This window comes from Pseudomonas oryzae, assembly GCF_900104805.1.
GTDB classification, from domain to species: domain Bacteria; phylum Pseudomonadota; class Gammaproteobacteria; order Pseudomonadales; family Pseudomonadaceae; genus Geopseudomonas; species Geopseudomonas oryzae.
In genome coordinates, this window is the sequence record NZ_LT629751.1 from 791,540 (window position 1) to 812,802 (window position 21,263).

Below are 21,263 nucleotides of genomic sequence, written 5' to 3' on the forward strand. Positions count from 1 at the left end.
CATAGTCGCCGCCAGATTGCCCGCCGCCGCGACGGCGCGGGCTGGCCGGACGAGGTAGCCCATGTACCGATACGACGAATACGACCACGCCCTGGTGCTCGAACGGGTCGCGCAGTTCCGCGACCAGATCGCCCGGCGCCTGAGCGGCGAGCTGAGCGAGGAGGAGTTCCTGCCGCTGCGCCTGCAGAACGGCCTGTACCTGCAGAAGCATGCCTACATGCTGCGCGTGGCCATCCCCTACGGCACGCTGGCGGCGGATCAGCTGCGCACCCTGGCGCACATCGCCCGCCACCATGATCGCGGCTACGGCCACTTCACCACCCGGCAGAACATCCAGTTCAACTGGATCGAGCTGGAGCAGGTCGGCGACATCCTCGAACGCCTGGCCGCAGTGGAGATGCACGCCATCCAGACCTCCGGCAACTGCGTGCGCAACATCACCACCGAGGCCTTCGCCGGGGTCGCCGCCGACGAGCTGCTCGACCCGCGGCCGCTGGCCGAGATCCTCCGCCAGTGGTCGACGGTCAACCCGGAGTTCCTCTACCTGCCGCGCAAGTTCAAGATCGCCATCTGCTCGGCCGAGCAGGACCGCGCGGCGATCATGATGCACGACATCGGCCTGTACCTTTACCGCGACGCGGCCGGCGAGCTGCTGCTGCGGGTGATGGTCGGCGGCGGTCTTGGGCGTACGCCGATCCTCGCCCAGCAGGTGCGCGAGGCGCTGCCCTGGCGCCACCTCTTGTCCTACGTCGAGGCCATCCTGCGGGTGTTCAACCGCCACGGCCGGCGCGACAACAAGTACAAGGCGCGGATCAAGATCCTGGTCAAGGCGCTCGGCGTCGAGGCCTTCGCCCGCGAGGTGGAGGAGGAATGGCAGCACATCAAGGACGGCCCGGCCGAGCTGACCGAGGCCGAGTACCGCCGCGTCGCCGCTCACTTCGCGCCGCCGGCCTACGCCGCGCTGGACGATGCCGACCTCGACTACGGCAGCGCGCTGGCCGGCGATACTGCGTTCGCCCGCTGGGTGGAGCGCAACGTGCAGGCGCACAAGGTTCCGGGCTACGCCGCGGTGGTGCTGTCCACCAAGCCGGGGCCGGCCCTGCCGCCGGGCGACGTCACCGCCGAGCAGATGGAAGGCATCGCCGAGCTGGCCGAGCGCTACGGCTTCGGCGAAATCCGCATCGCTCACGAGCAGAACCTGGTGCTGCCCGACGTGCGCAAGGCCGACCTGTACGCCGTCTGGCAACGTGCCGGCGAGCTGGGCCTGGCCACGCCGAACATCGGCCTGCTCACCGACATCATCGCCTGCCCGGGCGGCGACTACTGCTCGCTGGCCAACGCCAAGTCGATCCCCATCGCCCAGGCCATCCAGGCGTGTTTCGCCGACCTCGACCACCTGCACGATCTGGGCGAGCTGAGCCTGAACATCTCCGGCTGCATGAACGCCTGCGCCCACCACCACATCGGCAACATCGGCATCCTCGGCGTCGACAAGAACGGCAGCGAGTGGTACCAGGTCACCATCGGCGGCGCCCAGGGCAAGGCCAGCGCGCTGGGCAAGGTGATCGGCCCGGCGTTCGGCGCCGAGCAGATTCCCGAGGTGATCGAGCGGCTGGTCGACACCTTCGTCGCCTACCGCGAGGGCGACGAGCCCTTCGTCGACACCGTGCAGCGCATCGGCCTGGAGCCGTTCAAGGAACGGGTCTACCGCCAGACGGAGGTGCCGGCATGAACAACCTGATCAAGCTGGGCGCGGACGGCGCGCGCATCGTCGCCGACGATCCCTGGAGCTGGGTGCGCGAGGCGGCCGAGCCGCTGCCGGACGGCCCGCTGCTGCTGCCGCTGGCGCTGTGGCGCGAAAGGCAGAGCGCGGATGTGCTGGCCGGCCGCGCCGATACCCGCGACGGCGTCTGGCTGGCGCCCGACGACGAGCCGGAAGAACTGGCGTCCTGGCTGGCCGGCCTGCCGCTGATCGCCCTGGAATTCCCCAGCTTCCGCGACGGCCGCGCCTACAGCCAAGCCTACCTGCTGCGCACCCGGCTGGGCTGGCAGGGCGAGCTGCGCGCGGTCGGCGACGTGCTGCGCGACCAGCTCAGCCACATGCGCCAGTGCGGCTTCGACGCCTTCGCGGTACGCGAGGACAAGTCGGCCGCCGACGCGCTCAAGGGCCTGCAGGGGATCAGCGTGCTGTACGGCCGCTCGGTGCTCGAGCCGCGCCCGCTGTTCCGCCGGCGCAGCGGCGCGGACGAGGAGGAGTAGGGCATGGCCGGCTCATGCTGCCGGGCTTGCCGCGCGGCAGCGGCGCACGCGCCGGTGGCACGGCGCAGCGCAAAGACTGTACCGCTGGGCTGATCCATTCCTGGTCGTGCGTGATCGCAGTGGACAACACGCAGACTGCCATCAGGAGCAGCTCAATGCCGTTCACGTGGGCGCGGTACTGCGGTCGCTGCGCGCTCCAGATGCGGTGCGCGCACTGACAGCGCGACGAGTACCGCCGCTGCCTTAATCTGCGCCAGAAGCGCCGTTACCGACGGCGCCTTCCATATCCAGAACGTCAATGCTTGCGACAGCCGTCTGAAAGCTTGAATGGTTCGTTTCGATGGCGTCGCGCCAAGTAGTTGGCCAGTTACCTGAGTTGGCGACGCCTGCCCGAATTCTATGGAAATGACATCAACCCATTGATGTGCGTTAGGGAATCACTCGACCATTACCCTTTGCAACAGCCAGCGCGGACATAGGCAAAGTGATCGCGTGGCTGTCGGCAGAGGCCCGGGCCATGACGACCGGTGCGCAATAGCAGTTGGTACGATGCCCAGTGGGCGTTCTCACGTTTTGACAAGGACCGGCTCGCACATGCCCACCACCGTCTTCCCGCGCCACCTCGCCGTACTGATCCTGGCCGGCCTGGCCTGTACCTTTGCCGGCAACCACATCGCCGCGCGCATCGCCTTCGACCAGGGCGCGGGTCTGCTGCTGGCGATCCTCTGTCGCTCGGGCGGCACCTTTCTGGTCCTGGCCGCGCTGGTGGCATGGCGACGCGAGTCGATGCTGCTGACATCCCGGGTATGGGGCTGGCAGGTGCTGCTGGGCTTACTGCTGGCCGTGCAGAGCTTCTGCATCTATTCGGCGGTGATGCGCATTCCGGTCGGCCTGGCCCTGCTGGTGGTGAATCTCTCGCCCATTCTGCTGGCCCTGCTCACCTGGATGCTGGGCGGCCCGCGCCCCAGCCGGAGCGCGGCGCTGATCATGGGCATCATCCTGCTCGGGCTGATGCTGGTGCTGGATGTTCCGGCGCGCCTCGCTGAGCGGGGGGCGGAGGATGGCGTCTGGCTGCAAGGCGTGCTGTTCAGTCTCACCGCCGCAGCGGTATTCGCCTGCGCCCTGTGGGTCACCGAGCATCGTCTTTCCGCCATGCCCGGGGCGGTGCGCAGCATGCTGGCGATGGGCGTGGTGTTCGCCGCCTCGGCACTGGCCGGTCTCAGCGGGGCGTTGCCGGGCGGAGTGTCGCTCCCCGCGGCTGCGAGCGGCTGGCTGGCGCTGCTGTGCCTGGTGCTGCTCTACGGCAGCGCCTTCTCCGCGCTGTTCATCTGCATGCCGAAACTGGACATCGCGCGCAATGCGCCGGTGATGAACGTGGAGCCGGTGGCCGGCATGCTGTTCGGCTGGCTGATCCTCGACCAGCGTCTCGATGCGCTACAGGTGGTGGGCGGCCTGGTGGTGATCGGCGGCATTGTCCTGCTGGCCTATCGGCGATGAGGGGCGCCAACGGTTGCCTGGTTCGACGAGTATTGGGATCGATGGGGCTGAAGGTGGGACTGCTGGAGCCCAGCGGCAACATCCCGCCTGCCGAGGCGGTATCAGTCAAGGTATGGATCAGGCGCAAAACCCAATCCCTAGAAACGCGAAAGCCCCGCAGTGCGGGGCTTTCGGCTTAAATATGGCGGTGAGGGAGGGATTCGAACCCTCGATACGGTTTCCCGTATACACACTTTCCAGGCGTGCTCCTTCAACCGCTCGGACACCTCACCATATTTGTATCGCTGGGGCGTTGCCCTGTCGACGGCGCACAATGTAGTCGAAGCCTTTTTGAAATGCAAAGGTTTTTTCAAATTTTTCATTGGCTTAGGGCTGCACAGAGGTGTGGTGGGGTTCCTGCTAGACTGCGCGCCGGCAAGTGATGGAGGCGCTCATGGCGAGCTGGGACATTTTCTGCAGTGTGGTGGACAACTACGGCGACATCGGGGTGACCTGGCGGCTGGCGCGGCAGCTGGCGGCCGAGCATGGGCACCAGGTGCGCCTGTGGGTCGACGAGCCGGCAGCTTTTGTCGCGCTCTGCCCCCAGGCCGATGCCGGGCTGGCCCGCCAACTGGTGGCCGGGGTGGAGGTCGGCCACTGGGCGGCGGACTGGCAGCCCCAGGCTCTGGCCGACGTGGTGATCGAAGCCTTCGGCTGCACGCTGCCGGAGGCCCAGGTGGCAGCCATGCGCACCGCCGAGCGGCAGCCGTTGTGGCTGAATCTAGAGTATCTCAGCGCCGAGGACTGGGTGGTCGGCTGTCATGGTCTGCCATCACCCCAGGGCCAGGGGCTGCGCAAGTACTTCTTCTTTCCCGGTTTCGTCGCCGGTACCGGTGGCCTGCTGCGCGAACGTGACCTTTTGGCGCGGCGTCAGGCGTTCCAGGCCGATGAAGCGGCGCGGCGCGCGTTTCTCGCCGGCGTCGGAGTCACGCTGCAGGCGCAGGCGCGGCTGATCTCGCTGTTCGCCTATGAGAATCCCGGCCTCGGCGAATGGCTGGATGCCCTGGCCGCCGACGCGCAGCCGACCCAGTTGCTGGTGCCACGCGGGCGCATTCTCGGCGATCTGCGCCAGTGGCTGGGCGAGACGGCAGAGCTGGAGCCGGGGTTCGTCGCTCGCCGCGGCAACCTGCAGTTGCAGGTGCTGCCGTTCGTGTCCCAGGACGATTACGACCGCCTGCTGTGGTGCTGCGATTTCAATGCGGTGCGCGGCGAGGACTCCTTCGTGCGTGCGCAGTGGGCGGGGCGGCCGATGCTCTGGCACATCTACCCGCAGGAGGAGGATGCCCACTGGGACAAGCTGGAGGCGTTCCTGGCGCTGTACCGGCAGGGCTTGTCCGCGGAGGCGGGGCAGGCGCTGCTGCAATTGTGGCGGGCGTGGAATGCCGGGGCGGGAATGGGGGAAGCCTGGCGGGCGGCGCAGCGGCACTGGCCGGAGTGGCGGGAGCATGCGCAGGGCTGGTGCGCGGAGCAGGCCTCTCGTCCTGATCTTGCCGCTGCGCTGGAACAGTTTTACCAAAATTCGCTATCATGTGCGGCTTAGATCTTGTACCTCCAGTCACATCCGGATATTTCGCATGAAAACCGCACAAGAAATGAAGGCCAACAACGTTGCTCTGATCGACGGCCAGCCGTGGCTGATCCAGAAGGCCGAGTTCACCAAGTCCGGTCGTAACAGCGCCATCGTCAAGATGAAGCTGCGCAACCTGATCAACGGCTCCAAGACCGAGACCGTTTACAAGGCCGACGACAAGATGGAGCAGGTCATCCTCGATCGCAAGGAAGTGACCCTGTCCTACATCAGCGGCGAGGACTACGTGTTCATGGATCCGGAGTACAACTCCTATGAACTGCGTGCGGAAGATCTGGAGAGCGTCCTGCCGTTCATCGAGGAAGGCATGACCGACGTCTGCGAAGCCGTGTTCTTCGAAGGCAAGGTGATTTCCGTCGACCTGCCGACCACCATCGTGCGTCAGGTCGTCTACACCGAAACCGCTGCCCGTGGCGACACCAGCGGCAAGGTGATGAAGCCGGCCAAGCTGCGTAACGGCACCGAAGTCAAGGTGGCCGATTTCGTCAACATCGACGACTGGATCGAAATCGACACCCGCGACGGCTCCTACAAGGGTCGTACCCAGGCTCCGGCCTGAGTCTGACGCGAGTCCCCCAGAGCCCGGCCTAGCGCCGGGCTCTGTCGTTTCTGGGTGGCCTATCTGCCGAAGCCGGCCTGCAGCGCCAGGTCCCAGGGCGGCAGCGGGCCGAAGCGGTCCTTGAGGAATTCCAGCAGCAGGCGGGTGCGCGAGGCGGCCGGCTGGGGCAGGCGCAGGGCGTAGACGCCGCTGGGTTCGGCCGGCGGCAGGCCGGCATCGCAGAACAGCGGTACCAGCTCGCCGCGCAGCAGGTGGTCGCTGATCAGCCAGGTCGGCAGATGGGCGATGCCGAGACCGGCCAGTGCGGCGAACAGCAGGGTTTCCGCGTTGTTGGCGGTCATCCGCAGGCGGCCGGGACGGATCAGGCGGCTCTGGCCGTCCACCTCGAAGCGCCAGGCGTAGGGCGGGGAGAGGGCGTCCCAGTCGAGGCCGTCGTGCTCGGGCAGATGTCCGGGATCGGTCGGCGTGCCGCGGCGTCTCAGGTACTCCGGGCTGGCGCAGGCGATGCGGCGCATCGGTGCCAGCGGCGTGGCCACCAGCCGACTGTCGGCCAGCGGGCCGATACGCAGCACCAGGTCGACCTGGCCGAGGTGCTCGCCCTGCAGGTCGACGAAACTGTCGATCAGGCGCAACTGCACGTCCACCCCCGGCCAGGCGACCAGGAATTCGGCGATCGCCGGGGCCAGGTGGCGGCGGCCGAAGGGGGCCGGGGCGTCGATGCGGATCAGCCCTTCCGGCGCGTTGCTCAGCGATACCGCCTCGGCGCGCGCCTGACGCAGCTCGTCGAGGATGCGCCGGGCGCGCTCGGCGAAGGCGAGGCCCGCCGGGGTGGCCCGGACCGCGTGGGTGCTGCGCTGGAACAGGCGACTGCCGAGGGCCTGTTCGAGGGCGTCGATGCGCCGCGCCACCGCCGAGGGCGTGAGCTGCTGACGGCGGGCGGCGGCGGAGAAGCTGCCGCAGGCCAGCACGTCGAGGAACAGGTCGAGCTGATGGGTCAGTGCGTCGGGCTGCATGGCGGTTCGCTTGTGCTGTTGGCGCAAAGGCATTGTGCGGGGTTGTGCGTTTCGCGGCTAGTCGCGCCTCTCTAGCATCTGCCTTTTCGGAGGTGTCATGACTTTCTTGCAGTTCTTTCTCGACATCGGCCTGGGCGTGGCGCTCGGTGCACTGGGCGGTCTGTTCGGCATCGGTGGCGGCCTGCTTGCCATTCCGGCGCTGGGGTTGCTGTTCGGCCTCGATCAGCAACTGGCCCAGGGCACGGCGCTGGTGATGGTGGTACCCAACGTGCTGCTGGCGCTGTGGCGCTACCACCAGCGCAACCGCATCGACTGGCGGCATGCGCTGCTGCTCGGGGCGACGTCGTTCTGCCTGGCGTGGATCGGCGCTGCCCTGGCGGTCGGGCTGGATGCCGAGGCGATGCGCCGTGGCTTCGTCGGCTTCCTGCTGGCGCTGGCGGCCTGGAACCTGATCCAGATGCTTCTTCGCCCCGCTACCAGCGGCGGCGGCCTGGAGCGCTCCTGGCCGTGGCTGGGCGTGCTCGGCAGCGGCTCCGGGCTGGTCGGCGGACTGTTCGGTGTCGGTGGTGCGGTGGTGGCCACGCCGGTACTGACCCTGGGCTTCGGCGTCAGCCAGGTGGTGGCGCAGGGACTTTCGCTGGCGCTGGCGGCGCCCAGCACGGCGGTGGCGCTGGTGACCTATGGCGTCCACGGTCAGGTCGACTGGCTGCTCGGCCTGCCGCTGGCCCTCGGCGGCCTGCTCGCCATCGGCTGGGGGGTGAAGCTGGCCCACGTCCTGCCACAGCCGTTGCTGCGCGGTCTGTTCAGCCTGTTCCTGCTGCTCTGCGCCGCGCTGCTCGGCCTCAGAGCCTGAAGCCCTCGGCGATGTGCTCGGCCAGGGTGTCGGTGACCGGCGACTCCGAGCCCGGCCGGCGCAGCAGCACGATGCTGGTGGCCGGCAATGCCGGCAGCCCCTCGGCCTCGCCGAGGATGCGCAGGTCGGGGGGGATCAGGCTCTGCAGCTGGGCGGTGACCGCCAGGCCGGCGCTGACCACGGCGAGGATCGCCGACAGGCTGGGGCTGGTGTAGGCGATGCGGTAGGGGTGGCCGAGGGCATCCAGGGCGTTGCAGGCCCAGGCCCGGCAGAAGCAGTCGCTGTTGAACATCGCCAGTGGCATCGGCGATTGCTCATGGGGGCTGAAGCCGCGCGCCTCGGCCCAGACGAAGCGCTCCTGGCGCAGCAGCTGGCCGATCTCGCTGCCCGGCTGGCGGGTGACGATGCTGAAGTCGAGGTCCTGGCGCTGCAGCAGCTGGGCCGACGGCTCGCAATGCACCTCGACTTGCACCAGCGGGTGGCTCTGCGCGAAGCGCGACAGGATGCCCGGCAGGAAGCGCATCACGTAGTCGTCCGGGGTGCCGATGCGCACCGCGCCGACCATGTGCGGCTCGCGCAGCGTGCTGAGCAGCTCGCCCTGCAGCTTGAGGATGCGCCGGGCGTAGCCGAGCAGCACCTGGCCCTCAGCGGTCAGCCGCACCTGGCGACCGTCGCGCTCGAACAGTGAGTGCTGCAGCACGTCTTCCTCCAGACGCTTCATCTGCATGCTCACCGCCGACTGGGTGCGGTTGACCGCCTCGGCCGCGCGGGTGAAGCCGCCATGGTCGGCAATGGCGACGAAGGTACGCAGCAGTTCGCTATCGATGCTCGGATAGCTCATTCATCAATCCTCGAGATGCATGGCATCACAGGTATTCGTTGGATTGATCCTACGCCGGAGCCGAGACTGAATCCACACAGTCGGAGGGCATGGCGATGAAAGGGCAAGTGAAGTGGGTGGGCAGTGACTGGCAGAGGGTGGGAGACGCGCGTCCGGCCTGGTGGCGGCGGGTGTGGCAGCGGATCGTGCGCTGGCGGCAACTGGCGCGCCAGCGCCGCCAGCTGGCCATGCTGAGCGACGTGGCGCTCAAGGACATCGGCCTGAGCCGCGCGGACATCTGGGAGGAAACGCAGCGGCCGTTCTGGGACGACGACCGCTGAGCGCTGCGCCGTCGGCGAGAACCCCGCACCGCCCCGCGCACGGGAGACGATGCGGGGCGCGCTTCAGCGCCGCACCTGCTTGAGGGTGTCGGCGATCAGGAAGGCCAGCTCCAGCGACTGGTCGGCGTTCAGGCGCGGGTCGCAGTGGGTGTGGTAGCGGTCGGACAGGCCGGCCTCGGTGACCGGGCGGGTGCCACCGATGCATTCGGTGACGTTCTGTCCGGTCATCTCGATGTGGATGCCGCCGGCGTAGCTGCCTTCGGCCTGGTGGACTTGGAAGAACTGCTTCACCTCGTGCAGCACTTGGGCGAAGTCGCGGGTCTTGTAGCCGCTGGAGGCCTTGATGGTGTTGCCGTGCATCGGATCGGAGCTCCACAGCACCAGGCGGCCCTCGTCCTCCACCGCGCGGATCAGGCGCGGCAGGTGTGCGCCGATCTTGTCGGCGCCCATGCGCACGATCAGGTTGAGGCGGCCCGGGTCGTTGTCCGGGTTGAGGATGTCGATCAGGCGCAGCAGTTCGTCGGTGTCCATGCTCGGGCCGACCTTGACCCCGATCGGGTTGCCGACGCCGCGCAGGAACTCGACGTGGGCGCCGTCCAGCTGGCGGGTGCGGTCGCCGATCCACAGCATGTGCGCCGAGCAGTCGTACCAGCCGCCGGTCAGGCTGTCCTGGCGCACAAATGCCTGCTCGTAGTTGAGCAGCAACGCCTCGTGGGCGGTGAAGAAGCTGGTCTCGCGCAGCTGCGGCGCGTTCTCCAGGCCGCAGGCGCGCATGAACGCCAGGGTCTCGTCGATGCGGTCGGCGAGCTGGCCGTACTTGTCGTTCAGCTCGGCGTTGGCGATGAAGTCGAGGTTCCACTGGTGCACCTGGTGCAGGTCGGCGAAGCCGCCCTGGGCGAAGGCGCGCAGCAGGTTGAGGCTGGCGGTGGACTGGTGGTAGGCCTGCAGCAGGCGCTCCGGGTCCGGCACGCGGCTCTTCTCGTCGAAGCCGATGCCGTTGACGATGTCGCCGCGGTAGGCGGGCAGGGTGACGCCGTCGACGGTCTCCTCGCCCGAGGAGCGCGGCTTGGCGAACTGGCCTGCCATGCGGCCGACCTTGACCACCGGGCAGCCGGCGGCGAAGGTCATGGCGATGGCCATCTGCAGCAGCACCTTGAAGGTGTCGCGGATCTTGGCGGCGGAGAACTCGGCGAAGCTCTCGGCGCAGTCGCCGCCCTGCAGCAGGAACGCCTGACCCTGGGTGACCTCGGCGAACTGCCGGCGCAGCTCGCGGGCTTCGCCGGCGAACACCAGCGGCGGATAGCCGGCCAGGGTTCGCTCGACGCGCGCCAGATGCTCGGCATCGGGGTAGACGGGTTGCTGCTGGATCGGCTTGCTTCTCCAGCTGGCGGGGTTCCAGGCGTTGCTCATCGGACGGCTCGGCTCGCGGCTGATAATGAAGCGTCATGGTAACCGATCCCCCTGGCGGTGGGGCCGATGGCCTCGATAGCGCGGCTGCATCGATCGGCCGGCGCTCTGGTAGGATGCGCGGGTTTTTTCCGGGAACAGCGACATGGGCGACTATCAGCTTCTGGCCGAGGTGCACGACGACTACGGGGTGATCCGCGTGGTGCAGGCGGGCGACTACCGTTTCCTCGAGTTCGGCGATGAGGTCGAGCAGAGCTGCAGCTATGTGCCCGATCCGGCCTGGCTGGAGTACGACTACACCCGCGCCATGCTGCTCGGCGCGCTGCTGCCCGAGCGTACCGAGCGGGCGCTGTTCCTCGGCCTTGGCGGGGGTAACCTGACCATGGCCTGCCTGCGCCACCTGCCGCTGGCCGCGGTGGAGGCGGTCGAGCTGCGTCCCGAGGTGCCGCGCCTGGCTCGCGAGTTCATGGGATTGGCCGCCGATCCGCGGCTGAGCACGCGGGTCGGCGACGCCCGCGACCTGCTCGCCGAGTGCGCGCCGGCCGACTTGATCTACCTCGACCTGTATACCGACACCGGTCCGGCGTCGGCGCACATCGCCTGGGGCTTTCTCGAGACCTGCCGCGAGCGTCTGCGGCCCGGCGGCTGGCTGGTGATCAATCAGTGGAGCGCCACCGACGGCAAGCCGCTGGGGGCCGCGCTGCTGAGGGGGCTGTTCCGACATTGCTACTGGGAATGTCCGGTTACCGAGGGCAACGTGATCCTCTACGTGCCGGCCGACAACGATCAGGTGCTCGACATGCAGCGCCTGCGTCAGCGTGCCGACGAGCTGGCAGGCCGCGTCGGCTATGGCTTCGACGCCTATTTGGGGGCGCTGCGCGCGGCCAGCTGAGAGTCGCGCTCGGAAAAAGAGCGCGACTCGGCACACATTTTGCGTTAGACTGCGCGCCAGCTTTGAAACACCCCCTTCAGGATTCACTTTCCTGGAAGCGCTGCTTCTTCTGCTGTGCGCCCGTCGTCACGGGCTTTTCCTGACGAACTATCCTTTTCACGCGATTTCGCAAATCCCCGCCGACCAGGCTGCCAGGGTGACCCCACGGGTCTTGCTTTTGGCTAGCGCAGCGCTGGCCATGGGTCTTTGCGGATTACACGAGGCAAATACCCATGACCGAGTCCATCGTTGGCGGCTTCGCCGCGCTCAATCTCAATCCGGCCGTGCTGTCCGCGATCACCGCGGTCGGCTACGAAGAGCCGTCGGCCATCCAGGCCCAGTCGATCCCGGTGATCCTCGCCGGCCACGACATGATCGGTCAGGCGCAGACCGGCACCGGCAAGACCGCGGCCTTCGCCCTGCCGATGCTGTCGCTGCTTGATCCGACCCGTCGCGAGCCGCAGATCCTCATCCTCACCCCGACCCGCGAGCTGGCCCTGCAGGTCGCCGCGGCCTTCGAGCGCTACTCCAGCGACATGGGCAGCGTGAAGGTGGTGGCGGTGTACGGCGGCGCGCCCATGGGCCCGCAGCTCAAGGCCCTGCGCCAGGGCGCCCAAGTGGTGGTCGCCACACCGGGTCGTCTGTGTGACCACCTGCGCCGCGACGAGAACTTGCTGAACAGCGTGCAGCGCCTGGTCCTCGACGAGGCAGACGAGATGCTCAAGCTCGGCTTCATGGAGGACATCGAGGCGATCTTCCAGGCCCTGCCGGAAAGCCGCCAGACCGTGTTGTTCTCGGCAACCCTGCCGGCGTCGATCCGTGCCATCGCCGAGCGCAACCTGAAGACTCCCAAGCACGTCAAGATCGCCAGCAAGACCCAGACCGTCGAGCGCATCGAGCAGGCCCACCTGATGGTTCACGCCGATCAGAAGCAGGCTGCCGTGCTGCGCCTGCTCGAGGTCGAGCAGTTCGACGCGCTGATCGGCTTCGTGCGCACCAAGCAGGCCACCCTCGACATCGCCGAGATGCTCGAGCGCAACGGCTACCGCGCCGCCGCGCTGAACGGTGACATCGCCCAGGCCCAGCGCGAGCGCGTGGTCGAGTCGCTGAAGAGCGGCGTGCTGGACATCGTGATCGCCACCGACGTGGCTGCCCGCGGCCTCGACGTGCCGCGCATCACCCACGTGCTGAACATCGACATGCCGTATGACCCGGAGTCCTACGTGCACCGCATCGGCCGTACCGGCCGTGCCGGTCGCGAAGGTCGCGCCCTGCTGCTGGTCACCCCGCGCGAGCGGCGCATGCTGCAGGTGATCGAGCGCGTCACCGGGCAGAAGGTCGGCGAGGTCAAGCTGCCGGACGCCGAGACCGTGCTGGAAGCGCGTCTGCAGCGCCTGGCCAATGCCCTCAAGCCGCTGCTGGAAGGCGCCGAGGAAGCCCGTGGTAGCGTGTGTGCCGAGCTGTGCCGCCGCCTGGAGTGCACTCCCGAGGCGCTGGCCGCCGCGCTGCTGGCCAAGCAGACCCAGGGTCAGGCCCTCGACCTGGAAGGTGTGCGCCGCGAGCAGCCGCTGACTCCGGCGCCGCTGCGCGAGCGTCCGGCCGGCGAGCGAGCCGAGCGCGGTGAGCGTGGCGAGCGCAGCGGCGAGCCGCGTGCCCGTCGTCCGCTGGAGCCGCTGACCGAAGGCCGCGTGCGCTGCCGCACCGCGCTGGGCAAGCGCGACGGCGTCGCCGCCAAGAACCTGCTCGGCGCCATCATCAACGAGGGCAAGCTGGCTCGCGAGGCCATCGGCCGCATCCAGGTGCGCGAGACCTTCAGCCTGGTGGAGCTGCCGGAGGAGGGCCTCGAGCGCCTGCTCGGTCGCCTCAAGGAGACCCGCGTGGCCGGCAAGGCCCTGCGCCTGCGCCGCTACCACGAGGACTGATCCTCGCGGAAAGCAAAACGCCCCGACTGGTTCGGGGCGTTTTTGTTTGTGGGTCCGGCAGGCCTGGCTGATGCTCAGTCGAAGCGGTAGATATCCATGGCGATGGTCGCCTTGCTGTAGCCCTCGTACTCCACCTTGAACGCGCCGCCGGCACCGCGGGCGAAGAACAGCGGCAGCAGGTGCTCGTCGCTGGGGTGGCTGCGCACCGCCCAGGGCGCCTGGTGACGGTAGTCGTGCAGGGCGCTCTCGTCGTCTGCCGCGAGGCGGGCGGCCAGCCAGTCGCGGAACTCGCGGGCCCAGGGCTCGACCACCTCCGGGCCGGCGTCCCAGTCCAGTTCGCGCAGGTTGTGGGTGATGCTGCCCGAGCCGATCAGCAGGATGCCGCGTGCGCGCAGGTCGGCGAGCGCGCGGCCGATGCGGGTCTGCAGGGCCGGGCCCTGGTGGCTGGGCAGGGAGAGCTGCAGCACCGGGATGTCGGCCGCGGGATACATCAGCCGCAGCGGCACCCAGGCACCGTGATCCAGCGGGCGCTGCGGGTCGAGCTGCGTCGGCAGGCCGACGTCCTCCAGCAGTCCGGCGATCTCCCGGGCCAGTTCGGGCGCGCCGGGCGGCGCGTACTGCAGGGCGTAGAGCGGCGGCGGGAAACCGTAGAAGTCGTGCCAGGCCTGCTGCTGCGGGGCCGAGGTCAGGCGCAGGTCGGCGGTTTCCCAGTGTGCGGAGACCACCAGGATGGCCTGCGGCCTGGGCAGCTCGCCGGCCAGGCGGGCGAGGGCGCGGCCGGTGTCGCCGGGCTGCAGGGCGACCATCGGCGAGCCGTGGGAAATGAACAGACTGGGCAGCATGGGGATGTCTCCGCTTGGCGATATTGCTATCTTCGGCAGGCGAATCATCGAAATCCAGTATAAGTTTTCGACCATACCCATCGAATCGGATAATCAGGCAGGAGGTCTACCGATGCACGAGGAGTTCTGGCAGGCGCGCTGGGCGCGCAACGAGATCGGCTTCCACCGCAGCGAGGTGAATCCGCTGTTGCCGCGTCACTGGCCGGCAGTGGGACTGGCGCCGGGCAGCGAGGTGCTGGTGCCTCTGTGCGGCAAGAGCCTGGACATGCCCTGGCTGGCCGCCCACGGCTATCCGGTGCTGGGCGTGGAGCTGGCCGAGAAGGCGGTGCAGGACTTCTTCGCCGAGCAGGGCCTCACCGCCGAGGCGCGCGACGATGGCCTGCTGCGCCGCTACCAGGCCGAAGGCATCGCCCTGCTGCACGGCGACTTGTTCGCCGTGACCGTGCAGCAGGCCGCCGGCTGCCGTGGCTATTACGATCGCGCGGCGCTGATCGCGCTGCCGCCGGAGATGCGCCGGCGTTACGTCGCCCACCTGACCGCGCTGCTGCCCTCCGGCTGTGTGGGGCTGCTGGCGACCCTCGACTATCCGCAGGAGCAGCGCCAGGGTCCGCCCTTCGCGGTGAGCGATGCCGAGGTGCGCGAACTGTATGGCGAGGGTTGGCTGATCGAGCTGCTCGAGGACGAGGATGTGCTGGCCGAGAACGCCGGCTTCCTGGCGCTCGGGGTGAGCAGTCTGCGCGAGCGCGTCTACCGGCTGATCCGCCGCTGATCCGGCAGGCCGGCCGCCTCAGCTGCCCTGCAGGCGCCGCACGAAGGCGTCGGACTCGTCGATGGCGCGCTGCATGTCGCGCAGCAGCTGGTCGACGTTGCCCTGCAGGGTGCGGTATTCGCCCTTGAGCGCACCGATGGCGCGGGCATTGAGGTTGTGCTTGAGGAACAGCACCTGGTCGCGCAGCACGCTGAGCACCGGCTCGATGCGCCGTTCCGCCGCCTGCATGCGCTGGATCAGGTTGCGGTAGTCCTGACGGGTGCGCGCCAGCTCGCGGGCGCTGGCACTGCGCAGGCTGGCGTTGCTGTACTGCGCCAGCTCGCCCTCCCATTCGTCGAACAGCGCCTCGGCCACGTCCTCCACCGCGGCGATGCGCGCCCGCACCGCCTTGGCGCTTTGCTCGCTGGCCAGGTACTCGCGGTTCAGCGCATCGTAGCGGGCCTCCAGCTCGCCGCCATCGACCTGCACCACGCTGCGGTAGCGCTCGAGCGCATCTCTGAACTGCTCCTTGGCCTCCTGCTGGGCGTCGCGGGCTTCCTCGACCCGGTCGACGAGGATGTCGCGCTTGTGCACACCGACCTTTTCCATGGCGGCGTAGTAGGCGCTCTGGCAGCCCGTAAGCAGGAGCAGGGCGGCGACGAACAGCAGGGATAGGGGGCGACGCATCGGGGAATCTCGCTGACGGATGACGGCGCCATGGTAGCGAGCGGACAAAAAAAGGGCGACTCGCGTCGCCCCCAGTGTGAAGCCTTGCTGCAAACGAGGATCAGCGGCCGCGCTGCATCAGCGCCTCGATGCGGTCCTCGAGCGGCGGGTGGCTCATCAGCAGGCCGGCCAGGCCGTGCTTGAGGCCGCCGTTGATGCCGAAGGCGGTCATGCTGTCGGGCATCTGTACCGGCACACCCTGCTCGGCGCGCAGGCGCTGCAGGGCGCTGATCATCGCGCCGGTGCCGGCCAGGCTGGCGCCGGCCTCGTCGGCGCGGTATTCGCGGCGACGGGAGAACCACATGACGATGATGCTGGCCAGGATGCCGAGCACCAGTTCGGCGAAGATGGTCGCCACGAAGTAGCCGATGCCATTGCCTTCCTCGTTCTTCAGCACCACCTTGTCGACGAAGGTGCCGAAGATGCGCGCGAAGAACATCACGAAGGTGTTCACCACGCCCTGGATCAGGCTCAGGGTCACCATGTCGCCGTTGGCCACGTGGCCGATCTCGTGGGCCAGCACCGCGCGCACCTCATCCGGGGAGAAGCGCTCGAGCAGGCCCTGGCTGACCGCCACCAGGGCGTCGTTGCGGTTCCAGCCGGTGGCGAAGGCGTTGGCCTCGTAGGCCGGGAAGATGCCCACCTCGGGCATCTTGATGCCGGCCTCGCGCGACAGCTGTTCGACGGTCTGCAGCAGCCACTGCTCGTGGCGGGTACGCGGCTGGCTGATGATCTCGGTGCCGGTGCTCATCTTCGCCATCCACTTGGAGATGAACAGCGAGACCAGCGAGCCGGCGAAGCCGAAGATGGCGCAGTAGATCAGCAGGCTGCCGTAGTTCTGGCCGGTGAAGCGATCCACCCCGAGCAGCTTGAGGGTGATGCTGGCAATGACCAGCACGGCCAGGTTGGTGGCCAGGAACAGCAGAATACGCATCATGATGAAACCGTCTCCTTGCGGCAGAGTCGCGATGAGTCTGAGCGGCTATATAAGGGAGCCCCGGGGGCAATTCAATCGCGGCGCTATTTCAAACTGTGTCGCTCCGGCCGCTCTGGCTCGGGGCGAACAGCAGGCGAGCGAGGCGGGCGAGCTGTTCGTCGTCGCCCTGCTCGATGGCGTCGTGCAACTGGCGAGCCAGGGTGCAGCGAATACGCAGCTGGTCGGGGGGGAGGCCGGCGGCCTCGAGGGCGTGGTCGGCGATCCGTGTGGTCAGGCGCAGGAAGCCCTTTTCCGTGAGCACCGCCTGGTCGATGGCCTCGTACTGCAGCAGGCCGTCGTGACGCAGATAGCCTTCCTCGCCGAGCCACAGCAGGGTGCCGAGGCAGCTCTGGTGGCGGGGGGTAGGCAGACCGTACTGGTCGAGTTCCTGGAAGCCGATCAGCTCGTCGACGTACAGCGGGGCCTTGCGCGGAAACACGCGGTAAAGAATCAGCAGGGCGCGGCTGGCGTCCTGGTAGAAGTGGTCGATCTGCAGATCCATGCTGGGACTCGCGCCGGCCACCCGCGAGCGAGTGGCCGGCCGGCAGGTGTTACTGACGATAGCCCTTGAGGAAGTTGCCGATGCGGCCGATGGCCTGCTCGAGGTCGTCGACCCGCGGCAGGGTGACCACGCGGAAGTGATCCGGCCACGGCCAGTTGAAGGCGGTGCCCTGGACGATCAGCAGCTTCTCGGAGAGCAGCAGGTCGAGGACGAACTTCTCGTCGTTGTGGATCGGGCAGACCTTCGGGTCGATCTTCGGGAAGGCGTAGAGTGCGCCCATCGGCTTGACACAGCTGACCCCGGGAATGTCGTTGAGCAGTTCCCAGGCGCGGTTGCGCTGCTCGAGCAGGCGGCCGCCCGGCAGGACCAGGTCGTTGATGCTCTGGTAGCCGCCCAGCGCGGTCTGGATGGCGTGCTGCGCCGGCACGTTGGCGCACAGGCGCATGTTGGCGAGGATGTCGAGACCCTCGATGTAGCTCTGCGCCTTGTGCTTGGGGCCGGAGATGATCACCCAGCCGGAGCGGAAGCCGGCCACGCGATAGGACTTGGACAGGCCGTTGAAGGTCAGGCACAGCACATCCGGGGCCAGCGAGGCGGTGGAGATGTGCTCGGCGCCGTCGTAGAGGATCTTGTCGTAGATCTCGTCGGAGAAGATCACCAGGTTGTGCTGGCGGGCGACCTCGACGATCTGCTCCAGCACTTCCTTCGGATACACCGCACCGGTCGGGTTGTTCGGGTTGATCAGCAGGATGGCCCGGGTATTGCTGGAGATCTTGGACTTGATGTCGTCGATGTCCGGATACCAGTTCGACTGCTCGTCGCACAGGTAGTGCACCGCCTTGCCGCCGGCCAGGCTGGTGGCGGCAGTCCACAGCGGGTAGTCCGGCGCCGGGATCAGCACCTCGTCACCGTTGTTGAGCAGGGCCTGCAGGGCCATGACGATCAGCTCGGACACGCCGTTGCCGAGGTAGATGTCCTCGATGGTGACGCCTTCGATGTTCTTCTGCTGGCAGTACTGCATCACCGCCTTGCGCGCGCTGAACAGGCCCTTGGAGTCGCTGTAGCCCTGGGAGATCGGCAGGTTGCGGATCACGTCCTGGAGGATTTCCTCCGGTGCTTCGAAGCCGAACGGCGCGGGGTTGCCGATGTTCAGCTTGAGGATGCGATGGCCTTCCTCTTCGAGGCGCTTGGCGTGCTTGAGTACCGGCCCGCGGATGTCGTAGCAGACGTTGGCGAGCTTGTTGGATTTGCTGACCTGCATGAGGGGACCCCGATCTAACCGAACCAGCGCCCGCCCCTGGGCTGGCGCAAATCGTCCGGTGGGGCGGCTTGGCAGGCGCGAAGGCGGGTGACAGACTGAAAGCCACGCATCATACGACTGCCCCGGGCCCGGTGAAAGGGAAGGGGCGGGCTTTTTTCCACGCCGAGGTGAATTACATGGAGAAGGTCGAGAAACCGCTCGAAGAGTGGCGCGAAGAGCTGTCGGAAAGCCAGTTCCACGTCTGTCGCCTGAAGGGCACCGAGCGGGCCTTCACCGGCGAGTACTACCACTGCACCACGCCGGGCACCTACCACTGCGCCTGCTGCGATGCGCCGCTGTTCGACTCGGATGCCAAGTACGACTCCGGCAGCGGTTGGCCGAGCTACTTCCAGCCGGTCTCCGCCGAGGCCCTGCGCCGGGTGGAGGACTTCAGTCACGGCATGCACCGCATCGAGGTGCTCTGCGCGCGCTGCGATGCCCATCTGGGCCATGTATTCCCCGATGGCCCGGCACCGACCGGGCTGCGCTACTGCATCAATTCGGTGGCCCTGCGCCTGAAGCCGCGAGAAGCGGGCGCGGCGTGAGCCGGCACGCCGCTGTTCCACGCGGTGGTGCGCCGGGCTAGGGTCAGTCCGGCTGTCGGGGCTGTTTGGGCAGCCAGCGCTCGAGCATGGTCTCCAGCTCCTCGCGGCGCAGGGGCTTGCTCAGGTAGTCGTTCATGCCCGCCCGCTGGCAGCGCTCGCGCTCCTCGGGCAGCACGTTGGCCGTCAGGGCAATCACCGGCAGGCCGCGCCAGCGGCTTTCGCGGCGGATCTGCCGGGTCGCCTCGTAGCCATCCATCAGCGGCAGGTTGCAGTCCATCAGCACCAGGTCGAAATCGCGCTGGTGGAGCATCTTCAGCGCCTCCTCGCCGTGCCGGGCGATCGCCACGCCCAAGCCCAGCCGGCCGAGCAGGCCCTTGACCACCAGCTGGTTCACCGGGTTGTCCTCGACCAGCAGGATGCGCGGCGCGCTGCGGGGTGGTGGCAGCTGGCCATCATGAGGCGTCGTGCCAGCGCCGAGGTGGCGTTGCAGGGCCTGGTAGAGCGCGGCCCGCGGCAGCGGACGGGCCATCTGCTCGAGTGGCTGCAGCCGTTGCGCCTGCTCCTCTGGCAGCAGTTCGCCATAGGCGCTGACCAGCAGGATCGGTGCCGTGCTGAGCGGGCGCAGGCCGACCAGACAGTCCGGGCAGTCGGAGATCAGGATGTCCGGCGTCGAGCCGGCCAGGCCGTCGTCGGGGTCCTGCCGGCGGTAGTTCAGTCCCCAGGAAGGCAGCCAGGTTTCCAGCAGCTCGTGGAGGCCGCTGCGCCGTGAACAGAGGGCCAGCACCCTGCCATGCAGGGGCGGCAGCGCGGTGGCGCTGGCGTGGGTGGCCAATGGCAGGCGCACGCTGAAGCGGCTGCCCAGGCCTGGCTGGGATTCGACCTCCAGCGTGCCGTGCATGGCTTGGCACAGGCGGCGGGTCAGGGTCAGGCCCAGGCCGGTGCCGCCGTACTGGCGGCTGATGCCGGCTTCGGCCTGGGTGAACGGCTGGAAGATCCGCGACAGCGCTTCGCGGGCGATGCCGATGCCGGTGTCGCGCACTTCCAGGAGGATGCCGTCCGGGTTGGCGATCAGGCGCACGTCGACCCTGCCGTGGCGGGTGAACTTGAGGGCGTTGGACAGCAGGTTGCTGACGATCTGGCGCACGCGCAGCGGGTCGCCGATCACCTCGCCGGGCAGGTCGGGGGCGATCAGGCAGGTCAGCTCCACCCCGGGTGCGGCGTTCTGCGACATCAGGCTGGCGATGTCCTCGACCAGACTGGCCAGATCGAAGGGGGTCTGCTCCAGCTCGAGCTGGCCGGCCTCGAACTTCGACAGGTCGAGCACGCCATTGAGCAGCTCGACCAGCGCGCGACCGGAGTCGTGGGCGATGGTCAGTTGCTGGCGTACCGTCGCGGGCAGCGGGTTGTCCAGCGCCAGGCCGAGCATGCCGAGCAGGCCGTTGAGCGGAGTGCGGATCTCGTGGCTCATGCTGGCGAGGAACTGGCTGCGGGCCTGGGCCATGGCCAGGGTGGTGTGCTGCGCCTGCTGCAGTTCGCGGTTGGCATCGAGCAGCTCGCGGTTGGCGTTTTCCAGCTCGCGGGTGCGCAGGCGCACGCGCTCCTCCAGCTCACCCAGCGAGCGGGTCAGGCGCTCCTCGGCGGCCCGGCGCTGGGCGATCTCCGTGTCGAGCAGTGCCAGCTGGCGGTTGCTGACATCCACCAGCAGGCCGATTTCGTCACGCTGGTGGCCGGTGGGATGGGGCAGCGGCGGCTGTTCGGTCTGCAGCGGGTTGCGCTGGCGAATGGCCTCGATCAGCGTGGTCAGTGGGCGGGTCACCAGCAGGTAGAACAGGCCGAGCAGGATCAGGCTGAGCAGCAGGCAGCTGACGAAGTTGACCAGCAGGGTGATGCCGACGCGCCGCAGGAAGCGGCTGCCGTAGCTCCAGGTGTCGATCTCCAGGCGCTGCCGACCGGCCGCTGGCCGGGCGTGCTGACTCGGCAGCGCGCGTTCGATGCTGCGGCGCTCGCCGAACAGCAGGCTGCTCAGGCGCTGACGCCAGCCATCCACCTGCGGCGGACGCGCCAGGCTGGCCAGCGGCTTGCCTTGGGCGTCGAGCAGTTCGGCACGCATCACCGCGGGCGACTCCAGCAGCCCCTGCATCAGCTCGCCGGCCAGCGCCCGGTCGGCGTTGTGCAGTGCGCGCTGGGCGGGGGCTTGGGTGATTTCCAGCAGGGCGAGTGCATCGCGGTTGATGACCTGGTCCTCGCTGGCATAATCCAGCGTCACCTGAATCAGGCTGAACAGCGCGCCCAGGGCGAACGCCACCACGACGGTCAGGCTGGCCTGCCGGAAGGAAAGTCGTTGCTTGAGCGGGATGTCCATGATGGGCGAGGCGCCACTGCGGTCCGATTTGCG

The 21,263-nt window shown here is 68.1% G+C and carries 19 protein-coding genes, 1 tRNA gene and 1 pseudogene; 11 read left to right on the forward strand and 10 right to left on the reverse strand.

What is annotated here, in order from left to right:
* Positions 1-61 precede the first annotated feature (61 nt).
* The 3 genes from BLT78_RS03665 to BLT78_RS03680 all read left to right on the forward strand — a co-directional run bounded on the left by BLT78_RS03665 (position 62) and on the right by BLT78_RS03680 (position 3,756).
* Positions 62-1,732, forward strand: a complete 1,671-nt coding sequence (locus tag BLT78_RS03665) for a nitrite/sulfite reductase (RefSeq protein ID WP_090347671.1) — start codon at positions 62-64, stop codon at positions 1,730-1,732.
* Positions 1,729-2,259 (forward strand): DUF934 domain-containing protein, encoded by a 531-nt coding sequence (locus tag BLT78_RS03670; RefSeq protein ID WP_090347672.1) that lies wholly within the window; start codon positions 1,729-1,731, stop codon positions 2,257-2,259. The genes BLT78_RS03665 and BLT78_RS03670 overlap by 4 nt, the downstream gene beginning before the upstream one ends.
* Positions 2,260-2,853: 594 nt before the next feature.
* A complete protein-coding gene (locus BLT78_RS03680; protein WP_090347674.1) occupies positions 2,854-3,756 on the forward strand; it encodes an EamA family transporter in 903 nt (300 codons plus the stop codon).
* A gap of 182 nt (positions 3,757-3,938) precedes the next feature.
* On the opposite strand, the gene BLT78_RS03685 is transcribed toward BLT78_RS03680, so the two are convergent.
* Positions 3,939-4,028 (reverse strand) — tRNA-Ser (locus BLT78_RS03685).
* Between the two features lie 161 nt (positions 4,029-4,189).
* On the opposite strand from BLT78_RS03685, the gene earP reads away from it, so the two are divergent.
* Both earP and efp read left to right on the forward strand, forming a co-directional pair.
* Complete coding sequence (gene earP, locus BLT78_RS03690) at positions 4,190-5,335, forward strand: elongation factor P maturation arginine rhamnosyltransferase EarP (RefSeq protein WP_090347675.1); 1,146 nt, start codon at positions 4,190-4,192, stop codon at positions 5,333-5,335.
* A gap of 34 nt (positions 5,336-5,369) precedes the next feature.
* Positions 5,370-5,942, forward strand: coding sequence for an elongation factor P (gene efp, locus BLT78_RS03695; RefSeq protein ID WP_090347676.1), 573 nt, complete (start codon positions 5,370-5,372; stop codon positions 5,940-5,942).
* Positions 5,943-6,001: 59 nt separating this feature from the next.
* On the opposite strand, the gene BLT78_RS03700 is transcribed toward efp, so the two are convergent.
* Positions 6,002-6,955 carry a LysR family transcriptional regulator gene (locus BLT78_RS03700; RefSeq protein ID WP_090347677.1) on the reverse strand — a complete coding sequence of 318 codons (954 nt, stop codon included), beginning with the start codon at positions 6,953-6,955 and terminating at the stop codon, positions 6,002-6,004.
* A 97-nt stretch (positions 6,956-7,052) separates the two neighbouring features.
* Between BLT78_RS03700 and BLT78_RS03705 the strand changes: the two genes are divergently transcribed.
* Positions 7,053-7,808 (forward strand): sulfite exporter TauE/SafE family protein, encoded by a 756-nt coding sequence (locus tag BLT78_RS03705; protein ID WP_090347678.1) that lies wholly within the window; start codon positions 7,053-7,055, stop codon positions 7,806-7,808.
* On the opposite strand, the gene BLT78_RS03710 is transcribed toward BLT78_RS03705, so the two are convergent.
* The gene (locus tag BLT78_RS03710) at positions 7,798-8,649 is read right to left on the reverse strand and encodes a LysR substrate-binding domain-containing protein (RefSeq protein ID WP_090347679.1); all 852 of its coding nucleotides are present in this window, start codon (positions 8,647-8,649) and stop codon (positions 7,798-7,800) included. The two genes, BLT78_RS03705 and BLT78_RS03710, sit on opposite strands and share 11 nt — an antisense overlap.
* Before the next feature lie 95 nt (positions 8,650-8,744).
* On the opposite strand from BLT78_RS03710, the gene BLT78_RS03715 reads away from it, so the two are divergent.
* Entirely contained in the window at positions 8,745-8,969 is a 225-nt protein-coding gene (locus tag BLT78_RS03715; RefSeq protein WP_090352120.1) for a DUF1127 domain-containing protein, read from the forward strand.
* A 63-nt stretch (positions 8,970-9,032) separates the two neighbouring features.
* On the opposite strand, the gene BLT78_RS03720 is transcribed toward BLT78_RS03715, so the two are convergent.
* Positions 9,033-10,379 (reverse strand): class II 3-deoxy-7-phosphoheptulonate synthase, encoded by a 1,347-nt coding sequence (locus BLT78_RS03720; RefSeq protein ID WP_090347680.1) that lies wholly within the window; start codon positions 10,377-10,379, stop codon positions 9,033-9,035.
* Between the two features lie 142 nt (positions 10,380-10,521).
* Between BLT78_RS03720 and BLT78_RS03725 the strand changes: the two genes are divergently transcribed.
* Together BLT78_RS03725 and BLT78_RS03730 are read left to right on the forward strand one after the other, a co-directional pair.
* Positions 10,522-11,268: a spermidine synthase gene (locus BLT78_RS03725; protein WP_090347681.1), complete on the forward strand. Its 747-nt coding sequence runs from the start codon at positions 10,522-10,524 to the stop codon at positions 11,266-11,268.
* Between the two features lie 238 nt (positions 11,269-11,506).
* Positions 11,507-13,229 (forward strand): annotated as a pseudogene (locus BLT78_RS03730) (DEAD/DEAH box helicase).
* Positions 13,230-13,303: 74 nt separating this feature from the next.
* Here the strand turns inward: BLT78_RS03730 and BLT78_RS03735 are convergent.
* Entirely contained in the window at positions 13,304-14,071 is a 768-nt protein-coding gene (locus BLT78_RS03735; protein WP_090347683.1) for a DODA-type extradiol aromatic ring-opening family dioxygenase, read from the reverse strand.
* Positions 14,072-14,183: 112 nt separating this feature from the next.
* Between BLT78_RS03735 and BLT78_RS03740 the strand changes: the two genes are divergently transcribed.
* Positions 14,184-14,840: a thiopurine S-methyltransferase gene (locus tag BLT78_RS03740; RefSeq protein WP_090347684.1), complete on the forward strand. Its 657-nt coding sequence runs from the start codon at positions 14,184-14,186 to the stop codon at positions 14,838-14,840.
* 18 nt (positions 14,841-14,858) lie between these two features.
* Here the strand turns inward: BLT78_RS03740 and BLT78_RS03745 are convergent, their stop codons facing one another.
* From BLT78_RS03745 to BLT78_RS03760, 4 genes are all read right to left on the reverse strand, one after another.
* A complete protein-coding gene (locus tag BLT78_RS03745) occupies positions 14,859-15,506 on the reverse strand; it encodes a DUF2959 domain-containing protein (RefSeq protein ID WP_090347685.1) in 648 nt (215 codons plus the stop codon).
* Positions 15,507-15,606: 100 nt separating this feature from the next.
* Positions 15,607-16,482: a protease HtpX gene (htpX, locus tag BLT78_RS03750; RefSeq protein WP_090347686.1), complete on the reverse strand. Its 876-nt coding sequence runs from the start codon at positions 16,480-16,482 to the stop codon at positions 15,607-15,609.
* Between the two features lie 88 nt (positions 16,483-16,570).
* Positions 16,571-17,023, reverse strand: coding sequence for a hypothetical protein (locus tag BLT78_RS03755; RefSeq protein ID WP_090347687.1), 453 nt, complete (start codon positions 17,021-17,023; stop codon positions 16,571-16,573).
* Positions 17,024-17,072: 49 nt separating this feature from the next.
* A complete protein-coding gene (locus BLT78_RS03760; RefSeq protein ID WP_090347688.1) occupies positions 17,073-18,284 on the reverse strand; it encodes a pyridoxal phosphate-dependent aminotransferase in 1,212 nt (403 codons plus the stop codon).
* A 176-nt stretch (positions 18,285-18,460) separates the two neighbouring features.
* On the opposite strand from BLT78_RS03760, the gene msrB reads away from it, so the two are divergent.
* Positions 18,461-18,868, forward strand: a complete 408-nt coding sequence (gene msrB / locus BLT78_RS03765; protein ID WP_090347689.1) for a peptide-methionine (R)-S-oxide reductase MsrB — start codon at positions 18,461-18,463, stop codon at positions 18,866-18,868.
* A 43-nt stretch (positions 18,869-18,911) separates the two neighbouring features.
* On the opposite strand, the gene BLT78_RS03770 is transcribed toward msrB, so the two are convergent.
* Complete coding sequence (locus BLT78_RS03770) at positions 18,912-21,230, reverse strand: hybrid sensor histidine kinase/response regulator (RefSeq protein WP_090347690.1); 2,319 nt, start codon at positions 21,228-21,230, stop codon at positions 18,912-18,914.
* Positions 21,231-21,263 lie beyond the last annotated feature (33 nt).

Bases quoted from the DNA above. Each gene is read 5' to 3' on its own strand.
- efp (WP_090347676.1), top strand. From the start codon at position 5,370: ATGAAAACCGCACAAGAAATGAAGGCCAACAACGTTGCTCTGATCGAC.
- BLT78_RS03720 (WP_090347680.1), bottom strand. From the start codon at position 10,379: ATGAGCAACGCCTGGAACCCCGCCAGCTGGAGAAGCAAGCCGATCCAG.
- BLT78_RS03760 (WP_090347688.1), bottom strand. From the start codon at position 18,284: ATGCAGGTCAGCAAATCCAACAAGCTCGCCAACGTCTGCTACGACATC.
- BLT78_RS03745 (WP_090347685.1), bottom strand. From the start codon at position 15,506: ATGCGTCGCCCCCTATCCCTGCTGTTCGTCGCCGCCCTGCTCCTGCTT.
- BLT78_RS03705 (WP_090347678.1), top strand. From the start codon at position 7,053: ATGACTTTCTTGCAGTTCTTTCTCGACATCGGCCTGGGCGTGGCGCTC.
- BLT78_RS03665 (WP_090347671.1), top strand. From the start codon at position 62: ATGTACCGATACGACGAATACGACCACGCCCTGGTGCTCGAACGGGTC.
- earP (WP_090347675.1), top strand. From the start codon at position 4,190: ATGGCGAGCTGGGACATTTTCTGCAGTGTGGTGGACAACTACGGCGAC.
- htpX (WP_090347686.1), bottom strand. From the start codon at position 16,482: ATGATGCGTATTCTGCTGTTCCTGGCCACCAACCTGGCCGTGCTGGTC.
- BLT78_RS03715 (WP_090352120.1), top strand. From the start codon at position 8,745: ATGAAAGGGCAAGTGAAGTGGGTGGGCAGTGACTGGCAGAGGGTGGGA.
- BLT78_RS03755 (WP_090347687.1), bottom strand. From the start codon at position 17,023: ATGGATCTGCAGATCGACCACTTCTACCAGGACGCCAGCCGCGCCCTG.
- msrB (WP_090347689.1), top strand. From the start codon at position 18,461: ATGGAGAAGGTCGAGAAACCGCTCGAAGAGTGGCGCGAAGAGCTGTCG.
- BLT78_RS03735 (WP_090347683.1), bottom strand. From the start codon at position 14,071: ATGCTGCCCAGTCTGTTCATTTCCCACGGCTCGCCGATGGTCGCCCTG.
- BLT78_RS03710 (WP_090347679.1), bottom strand. From the start codon at position 8,649: ATGAGCTATCCGAGCATCGATAGCGAACTGCTGCGTACCTTCGTCGCC.
- BLT78_RS03725 (WP_090347681.1), top strand. From the start codon at position 10,522: ATGGGCGACTATCAGCTTCTGGCCGAGGTGCACGACGACTACGGGGTG.
- BLT78_RS03740 (WP_090347684.1), top strand. From the start codon at position 14,184: ATGCACGAGGAGTTCTGGCAGGCGCGCTGGGCGCGCAACGAGATCGGC.
- BLT78_RS03680 (WP_090347674.1), top strand. From the start codon at position 2,854: ATGCCCACCACCGTCTTCCCGCGCCACCTCGCCGTACTGATCCTGGCC.
- BLT78_RS03700 (WP_090347677.1), bottom strand. From the start codon at position 6,955: ATGCAGCCCGACGCACTGACCCATCAGCTCGACCTGTTCCTCGACGTG.
- BLT78_RS03770 (WP_090347690.1), bottom strand. From the start codon at position 21,230: ATGGACATCCCGCTCAAGCAACGACTTTCCTTCCGGCAGGCCAGCCTG.
- BLT78_RS03670 (WP_090347672.1), top strand. From the start codon at position 1,729: ATGAACAACCTGATCAAGCTGGGCGCGGACGGCGCGCGCATCGTCGCC.